The following is an 18,739-nucleotide window of genomic DNA, read 5'->3' as shown; positions in this document are numbered from 1 at the left end:
GCGGCATGCCGCACCGCCGTGTAAGGTTAGAACTTAGTTAATGTCGCCTTACTTGGTGTAAGACTCTTTAATTCCGTTGAGGAGTTCAGGAGTGAGGTTCTTTTCAAGACGTGGCCATGCCTTAGCACGAACATAGTCTGCCATTTGCTCAAGCTCCTGAGTTGTGAACATAATTACTTCAATACCTGATTCAGCAAGCTTTTTGCGGTACATTTCGTCTTCGCTTTCAGCCATGAGGAATGAATTCTGGGATTCGTCACCAAATGCAGATTCGATAATTTTCTGATCTTCCGGGGTCAGGCTTTCGAAGAGTTTTTTATTCATTACGTACTGGGTAGACTCGAAGTTTACGTTGTACTGGTAGTAATGCTTAATTACATCGCGGAAGCCGAGGTAGTTAAGGTTTGGAGGTCCGCCAAGCCAACCGTCAACAACGCCGGTCTGCAGTGCAGAGTAAACGTCAGTGTATGGGAGGGAGGTTGTACGGAAGCCAAGTTCTTCTGCGCCGAATTTAAATACGTCAAGACCCGGTACACGGATCATAAAGCCTTTTTCAACGCCAGGTTTGTTGGCATTTTCAAGCGGCTTAACAGTACCTACGCCGATGAAACCTTCACCGTAGTATCCAAGGAATTTAACGCCAAGAGCGTCATGCATTTTTGCCATTTCTTTTGGCAGAAATGCGTTTTTGTCATAAACCTTGCGAGCCTGTTCGTAGTCTCGCGCAATATAAGGAAGGAAGCCTACACCGAGACGAGCGTCAAATTGATCAGGTACGGTGATGTGTGCGAAATCAATAGAACCACGGATAACTTCTTCGTAAAGCTGGCTTGCGTCGCCAAGCTGGTTAGCCGGGTAGATTTTAATTTCGATACGGCCATTAGTTTCTTTTTCAATGCGGGCTTTAATACGCTCAGCTGATTTTTGAGCCATATGTTCGGTTGGATGCTGGGTAGCAAGCTTGAGAACCATCTTTTCATCTTTCTTAGCTTTAGGTGCTGGCTGGTCGTTTCCGCCGGTACATGCGGTAAGACCAAAAGCAGCTGCAAAGCAAAGCATTAGAGCAGCAATACGTTTCATTACAGTAACTCCTAAAAAAAATTGATTTGACTCTGAGGAATGTTCAGAGCTCCTTCTCACGGGTGCTATAATGCTCAGAGCGTGCCACATAAAGAAAAGTGCATGTTTTTATGTGGTTGTTGAAAGAAGTCTGTGTTTTGTATCGAAAAAATGATCATAAAAGCAGAATAATATGTTCATAAATTTGGGACGGGGGGGATATGATGTTCACAAAAACGGGACAGTTTGTACTTTTATACAAATTGTATAATGCAATATCATGCTATAGTTAGCTTTTTATTTGAGGAGAGTGCTGTGGCGGGACGTGAGATTGCTCTTGTTATACATGGTCGCTTGTTCATAAGAGGTTGGAACTGCATTCCAGTAAAGGCAGGTGGGGTAGGATGCCCACGGGGAGAAAAGGCAGTGAGGGTAGTACCTATTGAAGGAAGAAGCGAAGGAAGTCGTCTGAAAAAAAGATTGTTTGCTTAAACAATCAAAATGTTTCGTAAAAGTGAACATTTCTTGATGGATTCTGCTCACTAATTTGTAGGATGTTGTCGATAAAAGGATTACTTAGAAATATTATGTTCCTTCATAAGAACATAGAGGCGGGTTCGGGACAGGCCGGATAATTTACATGCTTCCTTAATAGAACCGTTGGCCTGACGGATAAGATTTTCCAGATATACTTTTTCAATCTGCGCAACGCAGGTTGTTCTGAAAGTCTTGAATGAAGGGAATTCGCCGCTGAAAAGCGAGGAGATGACATCTGCAGGCACAGGCTTCAGGATGTTTGAGTCGTCCTGATTTGTCAGTAGAAGTTCCTCTTCTTGCGGGCGTAGCATTTTACCTGCGGCGCGTGCGCGGATGTCTACAGGTAGATGTTCCGGATAGAGTATTGGTTCGCCTTTTGCACGCATAATGGTACGTTCAAGGGTTTGTACTAATTCACGAACATTACCCGGCCATTCGTAATGCATAAGCATTGTGACGAGTTCATCCGAGAGCTTTTTGGCAGGAGTGCTATACTTTGAACAAAGTCGTTCTGTGTGAAATTCAGCGAGCGCGGGAACATCTTCCAGTCGATTATGAAGCGGCGGAAGTTCCATGGAGCAGGATTTGAGACGATAATACAAGTCTGTTCGGAATGTTCCTTCCTCACACATCTTTTCAAGATTACGGTTGGTTGCTGCAACCAGACGGAAATTACTTGTCTTTTCAGAAGTTGAACCAATCGGGCGGTATCGTTTTTCTTGCAGAACTCGCAGGAATGCGGATTGTGTAGGGAGGGGGAGTTCCCCCACTTCATCTAAGAAGAGAGTGCCGCCATCAGCTTGTTCGATAACGCCCTTTTGGGATGTTGTTGCACCTGTGAAAGACCCCTTGATGTGTCCGAACAGTTCTCCTTCCACGAGGTTTTCAGGGATAGAGGCGCAATCTAGTACCACAAAAGGCCCGTTGGCGCGGTTGCTGTTTTCATGAACAGTACGGGCAACTACTTCCTTGCCTGTGCCGGTTTCACCCGTAATGAGAACGCTGGCATCGCCGGTGGCTGCAACTGAAAGGTTTTCCAGAACTGGGTGCATAGCAGGGCTGTCACCAATGAGAGCATCCCGTTTGATGACGCGTTGTGACCATTCTTTGTTACGCTCTCTGAATTTTAGTGCGCGTTCCATAGAAAAGGTTATTTGTTTTAGGCTGCTACCTTTTTCAATGTAGTCCCACGCACCATTCTGGATAGCCAACTCTGCACCGTCAGGATCGCCTGCGCCTGTTATGATAATAACATCTGGTTGTTCTTTAGATGCACGGATACGCGGCAAGGCGTTCAGTCCGCTGCCGTCAGGGAGACGAACATCAAGAAAGACAAGGTCAAATGCGTGAGTTTGCAGCAGAACAAGGCCGTCTGTTAAATTACTGGCGGTGTGGTGTTCATACCCACTATCATCAGCAAGTTGTGATATGATGTTAGAAATGTTGGGGTCATCATCAATGATCAAAATACGAAACATCATAGCTCCAGCTTTTTTTCAGACTCTGTGTAGTGCACGCAAGATGTGTAACAGCATATCTACGTAAACTTACCCTATGTAGGCTTTTAGATGGGATATACAATTGTAACAGGAAGACTTTAGTAAACAAGAGTGGCGTGTTAATCAATGGTATTCAAATATAATACGCTATGTAATGTAAATGTACAAAAATTAAAAATTAAAAATTAAATTGTAACACTTGTTGTTATAGATGAATAGGAATTTCAGTATGCAATGTCAGCAAGTTTTATCTAAAATATATTGTTATGCTTAGTGAACGTTTTTCTTCTTTACGGAAGTCTAACCCAGTGTATCTGGTCTTGTTTTTACTGTTGACCTTGTGCGCAACTCTTCCCGTGTATTTGTTCTTTTATGAGAATACACAACTTACGGATCCGTTGTCTGATGCAGAACGGACTTGGCTTGCAAAGCTGGATCGCCCCATTGTGCTGGCGGTTACACCTGATACACGCCCGTTGGAGTTCGTGAATGCTCAGGGCGAATATCAGGGGATGGTCGCAGATTATATGCATCGGATCTCTGATGAGCTAAATATAGAGTTTGAAGTGGTTGAAGCTGCCAATATGCAAGAAGTGTTGCAGTTGGCTAAAGAACGTAAAGTTGATGTCATTGCCGCTTTTGCTGGAAATCCTGCAAACACGGATTTTATGCTGTTTACCAATCCATATCTTGAGCTTTCAACAGCCATTCTTGCGAATAGAAGTGAGAAGGGGCCTCTTACGCTTTCTGACATAAGTGAAAAGAGGATGACGCTGGCGCTCCCTAAAGGATACGATGTACTTTCCTATGTGGAAAAATTTTATCCTAATATTAATATTCAGACTACATATAATTATCTTTCTGCACTGCTGCATGTGTCGTTTAACGAAATTGATGCAACAATCATCTCGCTGCCTCAGGCCAGCTATTTTATCGAAGATAAAGGTATAACGAACCTGCGTGTGGCAGGGTATACAGAGTATCGCTTGTATTACCGGATGGGGGTGCGTTCCGATAATCCAATTCTTGCAGATATTCTACAAAAAGCACTGGATAGCATTACACCGGTTCAACGTGAGCGTATTTTAAAACGTTGGGTTCATTTGCAGCAGGATTTGTTGTCTGAAATTCTTTCCAGCCGTTTTGTCTGGTATATTGTTGTAAGTATTGTGTCATCTATTCTCCTTGCCTTTGCAGGGATCATTTTCTGGAATAGAACACTTCGCTTGCGTGTAAATGAACGAACGAAAGAATTAAAACGGGAATTGCAGGATAGAACACGTTTTTTGGCGGCGCTGAATCAGGCTGAGGATGGTATTTTTATTTTGGATACAGACGGTATTCTGGAGTATGTAAATGCGTCCTTGTTGCACCTTACCCAATATACGGAAGAGGAGATGCTGGGGCAGCATATATCAATATTGCGTGGTAAAAATCACCCTCGGGAATTTTTTGAAGATTTGTGGATAGTGTTGCGTAGCGGCGGGGTGTGGCGTGGTGAAACGGTATATTTAAAGAAAAATGGTGAAGAGGTTGCTACAGAGGTTACGGCAACTCCAGTATTTGATGAATCAGGAAAGCTCATAAATGTTATTGAGCTTATTCGTGATGTAACAGAAAAAAGGAAGATGGAAGAGCAGCTCAAGCAAAGCCAGAAGCTTGAAGAGTTAGGCACCCTTGCCGGAGGGATTGCCCATGACTTTAACAATATTATTGCTGCAATTTCCGGCTATGCAGAGCTTGCGCTACCTTCAACAGAGGAGGGGAGCCGTGCGCATACAAACCTAAAACGTATTCAGCAGGTGGCAGAGCGGGCACGTGCAATGGTGCATCAAATTCTTGTTTTTTCCCGTAGAAGAAAACCGGAGCAGGTGCTTGTGAATGTTTCATTAATGGCAGAAGAGGTGGCACAACTTCTCCGTTCATCATTGCCTTCCACCATTGAAATAAACACAAAATTTGCCGATGGCTGTACTGTTATGGCGGATGCAAGTCAGCTACATCAGGTTGTTATGAACCTTGGGACAAATGCCGGCTATGCTATGCGGACCAACGGTGGCACCTTGAGCATTATAACCGCCGAGGTTCAATTGTCTGTCAAAAAAGCCCGCCTGATGGGAGTGCCTGTCGGACGTTATGTTTCTCTTACTGTAGAAGATTCAGGAGAGGGGATTCCTGCACAGTATCTTGGGCGTATTTTTGATCCGTTTTTTACCACGAAGCCTAAAGGCGAAGGAACTGGCATGGGGCTTTCAATGGTTCATGGAATTATTACCAGTTTGCGTGGTCATATCGCTGTCGAAAGCCGTGAGGGAAAGGGAACCCGTTTTGTAATCCATCTTCCGTATAGTAAGGGTGAGCATATGGGGGAAATGAAAACAATTGTCCCTGTTACTGATGGTGACGGCAGTATTATGCTTGTGGATGATGAACTTGATCTTGTGCATGTTTATGCAGATGCGTTGGAAGATCTTGGGTATGATGTTCGGGCATTCAATAATCCTGTTGAAGCTCTTAAAGCGTTTGAGAAAGAGCCGGAAGCGTTCGATCTGGTTATTACAGATCAAACCATGCCTAAATTAACTGGTGACAAACTGGCGGCACAAATCCATACATTGCGGCCGGATGTTCCTATTGTGCTGTGTTCCGGTTACTCGGACGCAATCGACGCAATAACAGAAGGAGAGAGCGGCGTTCGCAAGGTCTTGCTTAAACCCTTTGAGCTTAGAGATCTGGCCCGGGCTGTTCAGGTGTTGTTACGGCGGTAGCCAATGTAAGAGTGACTTAAAAAAACGTCGCTGACGGCAATCTCTTGTGGTATTAAGTAGAATGAACTGAAAAGTTTGATTCGACAGGAGTAGAGATGCATACCCTTGTTTTTGATGTGTATGGGACGCTGGTTGATACCGCAGGCGTGGTTACATTGCTTGAAGGGAGATTGGGCGAGCGAGCTGGCTGTTTTGCCAAGCAATGGCGAAGTAAGCAGCTGGAATATTCTTTCCGAATGGGATTAATGCGTTGGTATCAGCCCTTTTCGCAGTGCATGAGATACGCTTTTGAGCACACATGTGAAGAGTTTCATGTATCTTTTTCATCTGAAGAAAAAGAAGCCCTTTTTCTTCGTAATCTATCACTCCCAGCGTTTTCCGATGCAGAAAAGGCTATGCCTAAATTTGCACAGACTGATGCAGAATGCTTTGCCTTCAGCAACGGTACTGCGGAGGATGTGGAGACTGTTCTTGTCTATGCAAACTTGCGCGAGTATTTACAGGAGGTTGTGAGCGTAGATACAATAAAAATGTATAAGCCTTCGCGCATTGCCTACATGTATTTACTGGAACGTCTCGCCCAGCATAGCGGAGATGGCGTGGAAGCGGGCACGGCTGGGGGGCTGGAACGTAAACAGCAAAGCGGTTCACCTCAGGGTACTACTCTGAAAATGGCTGGCCACCGGTGTCTTCATTATATTGAGGCAGGGCTGGATGAGGCTGAGCGGCAGCAGCCGTTTGATGCTTTTTCTGTTTCTTCTCCGGATTTGAATCGAGTCTGGCTTATTTCTTCAAATCCCTTCGATGTAATCGGTGCAAAGGTAGCCGGCCTGCATGCTGTGTGGGTTCGCCGTTCGGCTTCCAGTGTGTATGATCCCTGGGGAATTCAACCCACTATAACCGTCGCGAATCTCATAGAGTTGTATGACGCCTTATTGTTCCAGAATGTTATTGCTCTGAAATGAAAAAGCCATGTGAATATACATGGGCTTTTTTTGTTACCGGACGTGAATTACAGGAAAACGAGGTGTTAGCTTAATTCCAGCTCGTTCTCGGATTGCGTCTGCGTGCTGTTGCGCTTCTTTCAGGAGTGAGTTTTCGTCAAACGTCATGATTTTTTTGTCTTTCATTAACCATTGGCCGTCACACATGGTGTGGGTCACGTTTGTTGAATGCATTGAATAGACAAGGCTGGATACTGGGTCGTGTACGGGGACAGAACCGGGCATGAGCGACGGCTTGATAATGGCTAGGTCAGCTTTTTTCCCCACGCTTAATGAGCCTATCTGATCATCCCATAGCAGTGCTCTTGCTCCATTGACCGTTGCCATTTCAAGAATGGTTTCTGCGGGAACCGTGGTTGGATCGAGAGTTCGTCCTTTATGTATAAGCGCGGTCAAATACAGTTCGTCCAGCATATCCATGCGGTTGTTGCAAGGGGCGCCGTCCGTTGCGATGGTGACGCAGATATCTTGCTTGAGCATCTCCGGCACTGGTGCAAAACCTAACACACGCATTGCTGCTCCCGGGTTGTGGGATACTTTTACATCGTATTCAGCAAAAAGCGAGATTTCATGTTCAGTCAACCATACTGTGTGTACTGCCAGCAGGTTAGGGCCGAGAGCCCCTAGTTTTGCGAGATGCTCAACCGTTGTGGCTCCACGAGTTTCGCGGACAAATTCTACTTCTTCCTTAATTTCTGCTACATGCATGTGAATGCCGACATGGAGTTTGTCGGCGAGTGCTTTGGTACGTACTATCAGTTCATCTGAGTTATTGAATATTGTGCGCAGTCCGAACCAGCATCTGATACGGTCATTTTCGGCACCGTTCCAGCGTTTGATAAGGTCAAGCTGGATATCAAGGGCTTGATCTGTAGTTTCTTGTCTGTCTTCAGGGATTCCTTCTCCGCAATCCATAGTGGAGCGGGCAAGGATGCCACGAATACCAGCCTTTGTAACGGCCCGTCCCATAGCATCAACGTGTTGACCGCCCGGTTCAGCGAAGCAGGTAACGCCGGAGCGGATAAGCTCTGCGCAGCAGGCAAGTGCGGAAATCTCCACATCCTCCTCTGTCATCGCTAACTCATACGGCCAGGTGCGTTCGTGCAGCCATGTAAGCAGATTTACGTCATCGCCAAGTCCTCGGCCCAGTTGCTGGCATAGGTGCACGTGCGTATTGATCAGGCCGGGAATGATGATTGAATCCGTGCAGTCAACCATTTCTACGTCCGGTGTAAGGTCGTGCGGAGCCACTGCCCCGATAGCAGTAATTCGGTCGTCAGTAATAAGAATGTCGCCGTTGACGAACATTTCTCGATTTTCGTTCATTGAAAGAATGAGCGCATTGCTCAAGAGTACTTGCGACATGTGTCCTCCGCAAAGAAATCGTTCATAAAGTGTACTGGATGGAACAGGTCTCAACAGACAACTGTACTGGAAATTCAGCAGGGGGAATATGCTCGAGAGTGCTTACTGTCAATTCTGCATGTGCTGAGACAACAAGCGAGACAATTTGATGTACAAAAAAGGATCCATGCTCTTTATTATATACAAGAATGATGCGGTGTGGCGAGGTTTAGAGTAGACGTTATTGAGTGAATATACTACAAATGCCAATTGGTAACTAAGCTGCGGGAAACAGCTGTTACCGATGATGCCGGGCCTTGCATATTGTCCTTACATAAGGTGTATGGTTGCGATATGCTAGGAGGGAACCCGGCGTGTTTTATTGGTTAGCCATTGAATAATGACTTGAGACAGAAGACTGTTTTGTAACACTTGATTTTGTTCGGGTTTTACATATATGTTAAGCATGTTGAAGGGAATGCCTTTGGCGTAATGTTCCAGTGTCATTTTCTTTGTAAGGAGTTAGTAAGGTATGGAACGCGTTCTTAAAGATCGTTACAAGCGCGAGTTTGTTGAGGTTATATGTCCTATATGCCGTAAAACTCAGATTATTGCTTTGCCCGAAGAACCAATGCCTAAATGCGAGAGGTGTAAACGGGAAATGGTCATTAAGGAAGTTTTGACCGAAGGGAAATACTAACTCTTTGTGGTTTATTTTTTTATCTATTATGGGAGAATAGGGATGAAATTTGTAAAAGTACTTATGGTGCTGGCATTGACTTTTATGCTTGCAGCACCTGCTTATGCGGCTGATATTGATATTGCTAAGCAGTCTACCATCAATAAAATTCTTAAAAGCGGCGAACTCCGTGTTGGTTTTGACGCAAGTTACGCTCCTTTTGAGATCACTGATAAAAACGGTCGCTACATCGGTTTTGATATTGACCTCGCTAAAGAACTCGCAAAAGCTATGGGCGTGAAATTTGTGCCGGTTAACACCGACTTTGACGGCATCATTCCTTCTCTGCTTTCTGATAAATTTGATGTTATCATCTCCGGTATGACTCTTACTCAGCAGCGTAACCTGCAGATCGGTTTCTCCGATGCATACTTCCTTATGGGACAGGGCGTTATGGTTTCTAACAAACTTCAGGGTAAAATTGCTCGTTACAAAGAGCTGAACGATCCTAAGTACGTTATTGTTTCCCGTCTTGGTACCACCGGTGAAGAAGCTGTTAAAAAGTACTTGCCAAAAGCAACCTACAAGTCTTTCGAAAAAGAAGTAGACTGCGGTATGGAAGTTATTTCCGGCCGTGCTGATGCTTTTGTTTTTGATATTCCTGCACTTGAGAACATTGCTTCTGTTCAGGGTAAAGGCAAAGTTTTCGTACTTAACGATCCTTTCACCTTCGAGCCTATGGCAATCGGTTACAAACAGGGCGATCCTGATTTTGCTAACTTCCTCAACAACTTTATCTTCCAGTTCAAAAACGACGGTCGTTACCAGCGTCTTTACGACAAATGGTTCCGTTCTGACGCTTGGAAAGCTCAGTTGAAGAAATAGTTTTTTTTGTCTACTAAGGGGTCGGCTTCATGCCGACCCTGTTTATTCCGCTGTCACGCTCACCTGTCTTTCAGGGGCAGCGTCGATAATCTAAGGCATACAAAGCTTCCTTCTGGTTTCATATTACGTTGTGGTATGCATAATGTAATATGGAGCCGGAAGGTTTACTGTTTTTTAGAACTTGTTTGTAACGTGTTGAGATAAGGATACGCAGATGATGAATTACACGGGACTCGACCGTCCTAAGAAGCCGGGGTATTTCCTGTTTTGGAAAGCCATGTTTGTGGCAATTTGCCTGTTTGGTATCGGCTTTATTTACGCTGCTGCAGATTTTGTAGACTACAACTGGCGCTGGGAACAGGTGCCTCAGTATTTCTGGCTTGATAAATCTCTTGATGTTCGCTCTGAAGTTGAAGGTGATTTAACCAAAATTGAAAAGACTGCCACAGGGTACACTCTTGTTATTCAAGATGGTAGTTATGAAGAAATGGTTAAGCTGCCTTCAGATGCTAATATTTTTATGGTCGAAGGGGACTATGTCTACATGGGCGATACTCTTGCAGAGTATCGTGTAAGTAAGCCGGGTATTTTACTCGAAGCAACATATGTAACACTGAAAGTCTCCTTGCTTGCGATTGTCCTCGGCATTGTCGTAGGTATTCTTAGCGGCCTGATGCGAATTTCGGAAAATCCTTGTCTGCGTTGGCTTTCCATCACGTACGTTGAACTTATTCGTGGCTCTCCACTGCTTGTTCAGATTTTTCTTTGGTACTTTGTTGCCGGGTCTCTTATTAACGCCCTGCTTAGTAAGATCGGCCTGAGTGCAATTCCTGCTTTATGGTATGGTGTGTTTGCGCTGGCTATTTTTACCGGTGCATACGTTGCAGAGATTGTTCGTGCAGGTGTACAGTCTGTACATAGAGGGCAGAGTGAAGCCGCGCGAGCCTTGGGCTTAAGCGGTTCACAGGCAATGCGCAAAGTAATTCTTCCTCAGGCATTCCGTCGTATTCTTCCTCCGCTTGCGGGGCAGTTTATCAGTCTTATTAAAGATTCCTCACTGCTTGGCGTAATTGCTGTGCGCGAACTCACTAAAGCTACCCGTGAGGTTATCAGTTCGTCCCTTATGTCATATGAACTGTGGATTGCCTGTACCATTATGTACCTTGTACTTACCTTTGCCCTTTCTGTGGCGGTTCAGTACCTTGAAAGGAGAGCGGTGCGATGATTTGCGCGAAGAATGTTAATAAATATTTTTATATTCCAGAAGAACTGCATGCCCTTAAAGATGTTTCATTGGAAGTGGCTGCAGGTGAAGTACTGGTTATTATCGGGCCTTCCGGTTCCGGTAAGTCAACCTTTCTGCGCTGTTTGAACCGTCTGGAATTTGCCAATAGCGGTTCTATTACCATTGAAGGCACCGAGGTGCTTGATCCTAACTGCGATATCAACGAAGTTCGTGCAGAAGTTGGTATGGTATTTCAGTCCTTCAACCTTTTTCCCCATATGAGCGTGCTCGATAATATTACTATGGCGCAGATGACTGTGCGCAAGCGCTCTAAGAAGGATGCAGAGAAAAAAGGCATGGAACTGCTTGAAAAAGTTGGTCTTGCACATAAATATAATGTGTATCCGGATCAGCTTTCCGGTGGGCAGCAGCAGCGTATTGCTATTGCACGTGCTTTAGCAATGGATCCTAAGGTGCTGTTGTTTGATGAACCTACCTCTGCACTTGATCCGGAGATGGTTGGCGAGGTTCTTGATGTTATGAAGAATCTGGCAAAAGAAGGTATGACAATGGTTGTTGTAACCCACGAAATGGGGTTTGCCCGTGAAGTTGCAGATCGTGTCGTATTTATGGATGGTGGTCAGCTCGTAGAGCAGGGGACACCGGAACACTTCTTCACCAGTCCTGAGCATGACCGTACAAAATTATTCCTGAGTCAGATTTTGTAGTTCTTTCTAGATTGCAGGTGGTTTTATAAAAAAAAGAACGGACTCAGTTTAGTCCGTTCTTTTTTTGTCATTTATATGTACTTCGGCTGTAACGTACAGTGTCTAGCCTTTACTTGATTTTTATTGGTTGTGCGCACAGTTGGGCGAGTGAAGACAATATGGATGTCTAGTTTTTGTTAAAATTATTAGGCTGCTACAACACGGATTATTTTTTACATTTGGGCTTTGTTAGCTTAAAAGTAGTCAAAAGGTGTATTGTTTTTGTTGTCAAATTTCACTAGGATAGCAATCTCATTTCAGACAAAGGCAATATAGTCTTTCTATGGCGTTTAAGTATCACTATTGTTTCTTAAAAACATCATAATAGTAAATAGTTAAATGGAAATACATGGCAGCGAGATGTTCTATCAAGGACGTTGCGTGCTTAATTTGTTGCTATACATCGTTGTATTGTTTTATTCGGGTGAATTTATACAAGATAACTAATCTGCACGATATTGTAGGCGTAACATGAATAGATATTCACTTACAGCATTACGAGGGATTGCTCAGGATAACATCGTTTTCATCGGTCGCTCTGGTGAAGATGTTGATCTGGCAGCGACTATCAATACTTCGCTGGCTCCTGCTTACTTTCCTGTCGGAACTGAATTTTCGATCATTGAAGACGGTTGTGATCAACCGTGCTGCACTGTTATTCAAAACGGATACTTTCCGTCCCATAACGGTATGCACTCTGTCGAAGGTATGTGGGTAAAAATACTCCGTGGACTTGATGCGGGAACGTCTTGCACTGTGACGCCTTCTAAACGGGGGTTAAGTCTTGCATGGGTGACTCTTTCCGATAAGGGTGCTCGAAATCAGCGTGAAGATAAAAGTGGCCCTTTGATTGAAACTTTAGTTCGGGAAAAATACGAACTTGCGTATGCGCGCGGGTATATTATTCCTGATGAAGAGTTACAGTTGCGCCAGTTGCTTGTGAATCTGGCCTTGCTTCAGAAGTTTGATTTGATTTTAACAACAGGTGGTACCGGAGTTGCGCCTCGCGATGTTACTCCGGAAGCAACTGTTAAGGTCATTGATCGTCGCCTTCGTGGCGTAGAGCAAGCGATGATGGCTGCGAGTCTTAAAAAAACGCCTCATGCTGTTGTGTCCCGCGCGATCGCGGGAACTCTTGGAACGTCTCTTATTGTTAATATGCCTGGCAGTACAAAGGCTGTTACAGAAAATTTAGAAGCGGTTCTTCCTGCTTTTGAGCATACCATTGCTAAACTTCAGGGTGACCCTGCTGATTGCGGGAATTAGATAGGAGAATCTGTGGTATTTCAGCACGAGTGTCAGGGGCCGGGGCTTGCTTACACTGAAGATAATAATTTTAAGGTTCGTTTATTTGACCTTGTCAATGCGCTCGCTCGTTCATTGGATATGGTTTCGCACACTCTTGCGGGGCATCATACCAATGTTGGTTTTTTTGCAGCGCGTATAGCTGAGTGCTATGGGTTAAGCAGTTTTGAACGACGCAATGTTGTTTTTGCAGCCATGCTGCATGACATAGGCGCTGTCTCTTTGTATCCTGCGGTGGATTCCCTTTTGTTCGAGGATGATACAATAAAGCATTCAATTGCTGGATCGGTGATTATCAGTTCGTCAAAAAAGTTGCAGGATGTTTCCAAGCTTGTGGAGTACCACCACACTCCGTGGGAAGAATTGCGAGGAGAAAATAAGCGTTATGAAATCAGTAACATCATTAATCTTGCTGATTTTATTGATGTTAATACCCGTAGAGACCGTCCTGCAAGACTCCAGGTTCCTCTTTTAATTGAATTATGCCGTAAGCATTCCGGTAGATTATTTAATCCTGACTATATCGAAGCTTTGCGTGAAGCAGAGTCAAAGCGTGATTATTATCACCGGTTGTACTCTGAACGTACTGAAAAAAAACTCAGACTTTCTACACAATTCGAATCTGATATGCTTGATGCTGAAGGCGTCTTGGATTTTACTGGCTTGTTTGCAAAAGTTATTGATTTTCGTAGCCGGTTTACCGCAACCCATTCACAGGGGGTTGCCATAACATCCAGTGTGTTAGGGCGTTGGCTAGGTTTCAATGAGGTCGAGCAAGCCCTTTTTCAGATTGCAGGGCGCTTGCATGATATCGGAAAGCTTGCCGTACCCACAACTCTTCTGGAAAAAAATGACAAATTAACCTCAAGTGAATTTTCCGCCATTCAGCGTCACGCAGTGTATACAGAGCATATACTTTCCGGTGTACCGGGGCTGGAAGTTATTCGAGACTGGGCATGTCAGCATCACGAGCGTATAGACGGAACAGGCTATCCAAAAGGGATTGCGGGTAAAGAAATTTCTTTGGGTTCTCGAATTCTTCAAGTTGCAGATGTCTTCACTGCTATTACTGAGGATCGTCCGTACCGTAGAGGGATGGATTTTAAGCAGACAACCAAGGTCTTGCGGCAGCTTGGTGATTCAAACAAGCTCGACCCTATTGTTGTTGAAGTGCTTATTGAGCGGTACGATGAAATTAACGATCTGCGTTGTAAGGGACAGACTCTGGCTCTTGAACATTTTTCTAACTATTCAAAAGTGCTGTATAATAAATACGGTATTGTCTCTAAGGATATTTCATGAGTTCGGCTTCAACTCCTCTTGCTAAATTCGGCGCTGTCTGCCGAATGATTAAAATTGAACACTCGGTATTTGCTCTTCCTTTTGCATATCTTGGACAATTTATCGCAGCCGGTGGTTTGCCGCCGCTAAAACCTTTTTTATTGCTGACAGTCGCTATGGTGGCTGTTCGTTCTGTTGCAATGGCCTTCAACAGGGTGATTGATCTGCCTTTTGATGCAAAAAACCCTCGTACGCAGCAGCGTCCCCTCGTAACTGGTGAAATTTCGCCAATGCAGACATGGGCCTTTGTAGCTGTTATGGCCGCAATTTTTGTGATTGCGTGTTTTTTCATAAACGAATTAAGCTTCATGCTTTCGCCTGTCGCATTATTTGTCGCGGCATTTTACAGTTTGCTCAAACGCTTTACATGGCTTTGCCACTTCTGGCTCGGGGCTGTTCTTGCCCTGTCTCCACTTGCTGGTTGGATCAGTGTTGATCCTCAGTTCACAGTGTCTGCCGTACTGTTCGCATGGGGCATATTATTCTGGGTTGCAGGGTTCGATATTATCTATTCCTGTCAGGATGCAGAATATGACCGTACTGTTGGCTTGAATTCAGTTCCAGCCCATTTTGGCCTTACGTCCGCTCTTGTTATTTCATCGTTTTGCCACGTGGTGACTTCTATAATGTTTCTTATGGGAGGCTGGGCTGCAGGACTCGCATGGCCGTATTTTGCGGTGTGGGCCGTTGTTTCCGGTATCCTCTATTGGGAGCACTCTATCATTAGCGCAGATGATATGAGCCGTGTTAACATGGCATTCTTTACCATGAACGGATTTATTTCTGTAATGGTGTTTGCGGGTGCTCTCGCTGGAATTTTTATGTAAGATTTTAGATTGATAGCAATGAAAAAGGGAGAAGCTGTTTCAACAGCTTCTCCCTTTTTTGTCGGAAATGAGGAAAAGTTAGATTGCTTAGCCTGCTGCAAGCAGTTTCCCTTCAATAAAGTCTGTCACGACTGCAACAGGTGCATTTACAGTAATGCCTTTCACAAGAGAAATGTGTTTTTCTTTCAAGGCGTCGCATGCGTCCTGCGGTACGTCTTTAGCCAGAACATATCCAGCATCAAGGCGTTCGAGGAAAGACGCTGCCGTTGTTGCTTCGAATGCCGGAGCGTCAACGGTTTCAGTCGAAAGAATCTTTTTATTTTCCGCATCTGCTACTGCAATGACATACTGTTCTGCCAAGTGCATCGATGGGGACAGGGTGCCTTTGGTAACAGGCAACGCGATTTTGATAGTGCCTTTATGGGGCGGAAGAATAGGATGCAGTTTAGTAGCTGGCTCTGCACCGTTATCAAGCATCAGGATCGGCTTGATTATTTTCTGGATGGCCTGAGCCGTAGGGCTTTCCTGCTGCACAGAAAGGAATGCGTAGCCTTCATCGCCGGAGCGAACGACTTCCGGATCAAGCGGAATATCACCGAGGAAACGAACTCCAACTTCTTTGGCAAGGTCTTTACCGCCACCTTTACCGAAAATATTTTCAACATTGCCGCACTGTGAGCACACAATACCGCTCATGTTTTCTACGATACCGAGAACCTGATTGCCAACGTCACCAACAAAGGTAACGGAGCGGCGTACGTCATCAATAGCCACCCCTTGTGGTGTGGTTACGATAACAGCCTGTGCATCATTACCCAGAAGCTGCATGACGGAGAGTGGTTCGTCACCGGTACCCGGAGGGCAGTCTACAACCATGTAGTCAAGGTCGCCCCAGACAACATCGGAAAGAAGCTGCTTGATGAAGCCCATTTTAACAGGACCACGCCATACAACTGGCTGATAGGAGTTAGGCAGCAGGAAGCCCAGAGACATAACGGAGAGGTTTTTGCTCCATGCTACCGGCTCAATGAAAGACTCTTCGATATGTACTTTGGAATCGCGCATGCTTAACAGACGGGGAACACTTGGGCCGTGTACGTCCACGTCAAGCAGACCGACTTTTTTACCAGCAAGGGAAAGGCCGATAGCAATATTGGTTGCAACGGTACTTTTACCAACGCCACCCTTACCGGACATAACAACAATTTTATGTTTAATACGGCTGATGGTGCGTTTCATCCGTGCTTCGCCAGCATCTAACTCAGTAGGTGCTCCGCCGCAGGAACCGGAAGAACAGTTACCACTGCTGCAGTCTGTACTCATGATGGTCTCCAAACAGTAGAATATGCCGCGTTGTAAAAAACAGTCTGTCCTGTGCGGCGGTTAGTAAGGCAGGCTGTATGAGATCTAAGTATAAAAGTCAGTAGTCACTAACGTGGATGTTGTCCAGAGGACGTTCCGTTTTTTTTGCACGTTGAGTGCTATATCTTTCCACGTAAGCTTATTTGGTTTGAGACTTTTGTGAAAAAAAGCCCCCGAAAATCGGGGGCAAATATACAATAATTATCTGCAATGGGTATTTGTCAGATATTATTTTTGTTTTGCTGCATGCGCGGTGCGCAGCCATTCGTACCATGTATCAAGGCCTTCGCTGGTAGTGCAGGAAGTTTGGAATACAGGCATGTCTTTATTCAGCTGGGTTGCAAACCGTTTTGCGCGTTCAACATCAAACTGAACGTACGGAAGCAGATCGCACTTGTTTAGAATCATTGCTGAAGATTTTTCAAATAAGGCTGGATATTTTTCAGGTTTATCGTCGCCTTCCGGAACGCTGAGCAGAGCGATTTTAAAATCTTCGCCGCAATCAAATTCAACAGGACAAACAAGGTTGCCAACGTTTTCGATGAACAGGATATCAATGTTATCCATGTCAAAATTAGCAAGTGCAGCTGTAATCATGTTGCTGTCAAGGTGGCAGCCGCCGTCAGTATTAATCTGAACAGCTTTTGCTCCAGTTTCTGCAACCCTGCGGGCATCGTTGTCAGTCTGACAGTCACCTTCAATAACAGCCATCTTAAATTCATCTTTAAGATCTGTCAGGGTGCGTTCAAGGATAGAGGTCTTTCCCGCGCCAGGTGAACTGATGAGGTTAAGAACAAGAATGCCGTGTTTAGCAAAAAGTTCTTTTAAATTTACTGCGATTTTATCGTTTGCTTCAAGTATGTTGCGTACTACTGGGATTTCCATAGGGATTACTTACTCCGCTTCAAGATGATCTAAGTAAAGTTCTTTTCCTGTGAGCACTGTGTGGCCGAATAAATTTTCACACGATGGACACGGCATACAAAAAAGATCCGTTCCCTCCGGTGTAAACTCAGTAGAGCATTCACCACAGGTAACAGTGACAGGAATTTCTTTAAGCTCCAGCTCAGCGCCTTCTAAAGGGCTTTGTTGTGTTTGTACTTCAAAAGCAAACGAAAGCGCCTCGGGCACAAGGTTGGTCAGCTTTCCATAACAAACGCGAACCATAAGCAATTTAGAGGCATTATGCTTTGCCATCTCTTCCTTGACGATATCAATAAGACTTGCTGCTATTGCCATTTCATGCATGACCGAAAAGTAAATGAAAACATATTCATCGTCCACAATGTTTTTTAAATACTAGTTTGATGTCCCAACTGCTGTTTTCAAGTTGAAAGCGGTATGATAGGGTTTAGTGACATTATAAGTGCATATATTGGGGGCAATAAATGACTGAAGGTGTTTACCACACGTCTTCCAATCTTTGGATTGGTTCTGGTGCAACGAGACGAAAGAGTATTTCGAAGAGATACTGGTATGCGAGTCCAAGGGCAGATGGAGATTTCGAAGTACAACTTCTTACAAGCAATTTGACTCCTGTCGGTGACAAGCGAATTGTTGAACGAGACGAGTTTGAACAAGAATATGTGTTTGAACCTAACCTGTTAGCACTTGAGTCTCACAGGTTGGATGCAGGCTCAGGTCTGCATGATTCTCAGCAACAGGATGATCAGACCGCAGCTTTACTGGCAAGAATTCCTACTCACAAGGCCTCAAAAACGGGGTTACGTCTGGAAGAAGAAGAGGCAATCGAAAAATTTGATCAAGGTATGACAATGCTTCGTAGCGGGTATTCAAAACAAGGCCGCAGAATCTTACAAGGTGTTCCTGAAAAAGAGGTAACTTGGCAGCCAAAGCATAAACATTTGTTTAATGACTTTGGACGGAAGTTGAGAAAGCAGCAGGAACCGGAAATTGCATTGAAACATTACTTGAAAGCATCCGAGCTTTCTCCTAATGATGATCATTTGTGTTATAACATTGCCCGTGTTTATTATGATTTGCGAAAAATGGCCGATTGTAAAAGGTGGTTGCATCGTGCACTTTTGGAGAATCCGCAGCTTGAGCCTGCCCAAAAGTTTTTGCAGGCAATAAAAAATAGGTAGTATCCATAGTAATCCGAACGCTATTAGGAAGT

16 protein-coding genes are annotated in these 18,739 nt (G+C 44.6%); 10 read left to right on the top strand and 6 right to left on the bottom strand.

The annotated features are described in order from the left end of the window. Positions 1-48 precede the first annotated feature (48 nt). Entirely contained in the window at positions 49-1,080 is a 1,032-nt protein-coding gene (gene dctP, locus F461_RS0101245) for a TRAP transporter substrate-binding protein DctP (RefSeq protein WP_019999346.1), read from the bottom strand. Between the two features lie 551 nt (positions 1,081-1,631). Further along, positions 1,632-3,077, bottom strand: coding sequence for a sigma-54-dependent transcriptional regulator (locus F461_RS0101235; protein ID WP_248642538.1), 1,446 nt, complete (start codon positions 3,075-3,077; stop codon positions 1,632-1,634). 284 nt (positions 3,078-3,361) lie between these two features. On the opposite strand from F461_RS0101235, the gene F461_RS0101230 reads away from it, so the two are divergent. Next, positions 3,362-5,863, top strand: coding sequence for an ATP-binding protein (locus F461_RS0101230; RefSeq protein WP_071410325.1), 2,502 nt, complete (start codon positions 3,362-3,364; stop codon positions 5,861-5,863). Between the two features lie 95 nt (positions 5,864-5,958). Further along, positions 5,959-6,828 (top strand): HAD family hydrolase, encoded by an 870-nt coding sequence (locus F461_RS0101225; protein ID WP_019999342.1) that lies wholly within the window; start codon positions 5,959-5,961, stop codon positions 6,826-6,828. 33 nt (positions 6,829-6,861) lie between these two features. Here the strand turns inward: F461_RS0101225 and F461_RS0101220 are convergent, their stop codons facing one another. Next, the gene (locus F461_RS0101220; RefSeq protein ID WP_019999341.1) at positions 6,862-8,232 is read right to left on the bottom strand and encodes an amidohydrolase; all 1,371 of its coding nucleotides are present in this window, start codon (positions 8,230-8,232) and stop codon (positions 6,862-6,864) included. Between the two features lie 511 nt (positions 8,233-8,743). Here F461_RS0101220 and F461_RS19290 point away from each other — a divergent pair. The 7 genes from F461_RS19290 to F461_RS0101185 all read left to right on the top strand — a co-directional run bounded on the left by F461_RS19290 (position 8,744) and on the right by F461_RS0101185 (position 15,240). Next, positions 8,744-8,911: a hypothetical protein gene (locus F461_RS19290; RefSeq protein WP_019999340.1), complete on the top strand. Its 168-nt coding sequence runs from the start codon at positions 8,744-8,746 to the stop codon at positions 8,909-8,911. 42 nt (positions 8,912-8,953) lie between these two features. Continuing rightward, positions 8,954-9,775 (top strand): transporter substrate-binding domain-containing protein, encoded by an 822-nt coding sequence (locus F461_RS0101210; protein WP_019999339.1) that lies wholly within the window; start codon positions 8,954-8,956, stop codon positions 9,773-9,775. A 214-nt stretch (positions 9,776-9,989) separates the two neighbouring features. Beyond that, a complete protein-coding gene (locus tag F461_RS0101205; RefSeq protein WP_019999338.1) occupies positions 9,990-11,000 on the top strand; it encodes an amino acid ABC transporter permease in 1,011 nt (336 codons plus the stop codon). After that, positions 10,997-11,728, top strand: a complete 732-nt coding sequence (locus F461_RS0101200) for an amino acid ABC transporter ATP-binding protein (protein ID WP_019999337.1) — start codon at positions 10,997-10,999, stop codon at positions 11,726-11,728. The genes F461_RS0101205 and F461_RS0101200 overlap by 4 nt, the downstream gene beginning before the upstream one ends. Positions 11,729-12,238: 510 nt before the next feature. Beyond that, entirely contained in the window at positions 12,239-13,033 is a 795-nt protein-coding gene (locus F461_RS16735) for a MogA/MoaB family molybdenum cofactor biosynthesis protein (RefSeq protein ID WP_019999336.1), read from the top strand. A gap of 12 nt (positions 13,034-13,045) precedes the next feature. Next, on the top strand, positions 13,046-14,374 hold the full coding sequence (locus F461_RS16730) for an HD domain-containing phosphohydrolase (protein ID WP_019999335.1): 1,329 nt from the start codon (positions 13,046-13,048) through the stop codon (positions 14,372-14,374). Further along, positions 14,371-15,240, top strand: a complete 870-nt coding sequence (locus F461_RS0101185) for a 4-hydroxybenzoate octaprenyltransferase (protein ID WP_019999334.1) — start codon at positions 14,371-14,373, stop codon at positions 15,238-15,240. The genes F461_RS16730 and F461_RS0101185 overlap by 4 nt, the downstream gene beginning before the upstream one ends. Positions 15,241-15,327: 87 nt before the next feature. Here the strand turns inward: F461_RS0101185 and F461_RS0101180 are convergent, their stop codons facing one another. From F461_RS0101180 to F461_RS0101170, 3 genes are all read right to left on the bottom strand, one after another. Continuing rightward, entirely contained in the window at positions 15,328-16,563 is a 1,236-nt protein-coding gene (locus F461_RS0101180; protein WP_019999333.1) for a P-loop NTPase, read from the bottom strand. 267 nt (positions 16,564-16,830) lie between these two features. After that, positions 16,831-17,487: a hydrogenase nickel incorporation protein HypB gene (gene hypB, locus F461_RS0101175; protein ID WP_019999332.1), complete on the bottom strand. Its 657-nt coding sequence runs from the start codon at positions 17,485-17,487 to the stop codon at positions 16,831-16,833. 9 nt (positions 17,488-17,496) lie between these two features. Continuing rightward, positions 17,497-17,841, bottom strand: coding sequence for a hydrogenase maturation nickel metallochaperone HypA/HybF (locus F461_RS0101170; protein ID WP_328586279.1), 345 nt, complete (start codon positions 17,839-17,841; stop codon positions 17,497-17,499). A gap of 149 nt (positions 17,842-17,990) precedes the next feature. Here F461_RS0101170 and F461_RS0101165 point away from each other — a divergent pair, with 149 nt between their 5' ends. Continuing rightward, positions 17,991-18,707 (top strand): tetratricopeptide repeat protein, encoded by a 717-nt coding sequence (locus F461_RS0101165; RefSeq protein ID WP_019999330.1) that lies wholly within the window; start codon positions 17,991-17,993, stop codon positions 18,705-18,707. Positions 18,708-18,739: the final 32 nt, after the last annotated feature.

The sequence above is a fragment of the Halodesulfovibrio aestuarii DSM 17919 = ATCC 29578 genome (genome assembly GCF_000384815.1).
GTDB lineage: Bacteria > Desulfobacterota > Desulfovibrionia > Desulfovibrionales > Desulfovibrionaceae > Halodesulfovibrio > Halodesulfovibrio aestuarii.
The sequence above is the reverse complement of the archived record's forward strand: the minus strand, read 5'-3'. Positions and strand labels throughout refer to the sequence as shown.

Coding starts and splice junctions, on each gene's coding strand:
- dctP (WP_019999346.1), bottom strand. CDS start 1,080: ATGAAACGTATTGCTGCTCTAATGCTTTGCTTTGCAGCTGCTTTTGGT.
- F461_RS0101235 (WP_248642538.1), bottom strand. CDS start 3,077: ATGATGTTTCGTATTTTGATCATTGATGATGACCCCAACATTTCTAAC.
- F461_RS0101230 (WP_071410325.1), top strand. CDS start 3,362: ATGCTTAGTGAACGTTTTTCTTCTTTACGGAAGTCTAACCCAGTGTAT.
- F461_RS0101225 (WP_019999342.1), top strand. CDS start 5,959: ATGCATACCCTTGTTTTTGATGTGTATGGGACGCTGGTTGATACCGCA.
- F461_RS0101220 (WP_019999341.1), bottom strand. CDS start 8,232: ATGTCGCAAGTACTCTTGAGCAATGCGCTCATTCTTTCAATGAACGAA.
- F461_RS19290 (WP_019999340.1), top strand. CDS start 8,744: ATGGAACGCGTTCTTAAAGATCGTTACAAGCGCGAGTTTGTTGAGGTT.
- F461_RS0101210 (WP_019999339.1), top strand. CDS start 8,954: ATGAAATTTGTAAAAGTACTTATGGTGCTGGCATTGACTTTTATGCTT.
- F461_RS0101205 (WP_019999338.1), top strand. CDS start 9,990: ATGATGAATTACACGGGACTCGACCGTCCTAAGAAGCCGGGGTATTTC.
- F461_RS0101200 (WP_019999337.1), top strand. CDS start 10,997: ATGATTTGCGCGAAGAATGTTAATAAATATTTTTATATTCCAGAAGAA.
- F461_RS16735 (WP_019999336.1), top strand. CDS start 12,239: ATGAATAGATATTCACTTACAGCATTACGAGGGATTGCTCAGGATAAC.
- F461_RS0101185 (WP_019999334.1), top strand. CDS start 14,371: ATGAGTTCGGCTTCAACTCCTCTTGCTAAATTCGGCGCTGTCTGCCGA.
- F461_RS0101180 (WP_019999333.1), bottom strand. CDS start 16,563: ATGAGTACAGACTGCAGCAGTGGTAACTGTTCTTCCGGTTCCTGCGGC.
- hypB (WP_019999332.1), bottom strand. CDS start 17,487: ATGGAAATCCCAGTAGTACGCAACATACTTGAAGCAAACGATAAAATC.
- F461_RS0101170 (WP_328586279.1), bottom strand. CDS start 17,841: ATGGCAATAGCAGCAAGTCTTATTGATATCGTCAAGGAAGAGATGGCA.
- F461_RS0101165 (WP_019999330.1), top strand. CDS start 17,991: ATGACTGAAGGTGTTTACCACACGTCTTCCAATCTTTGGATTGGTTCT.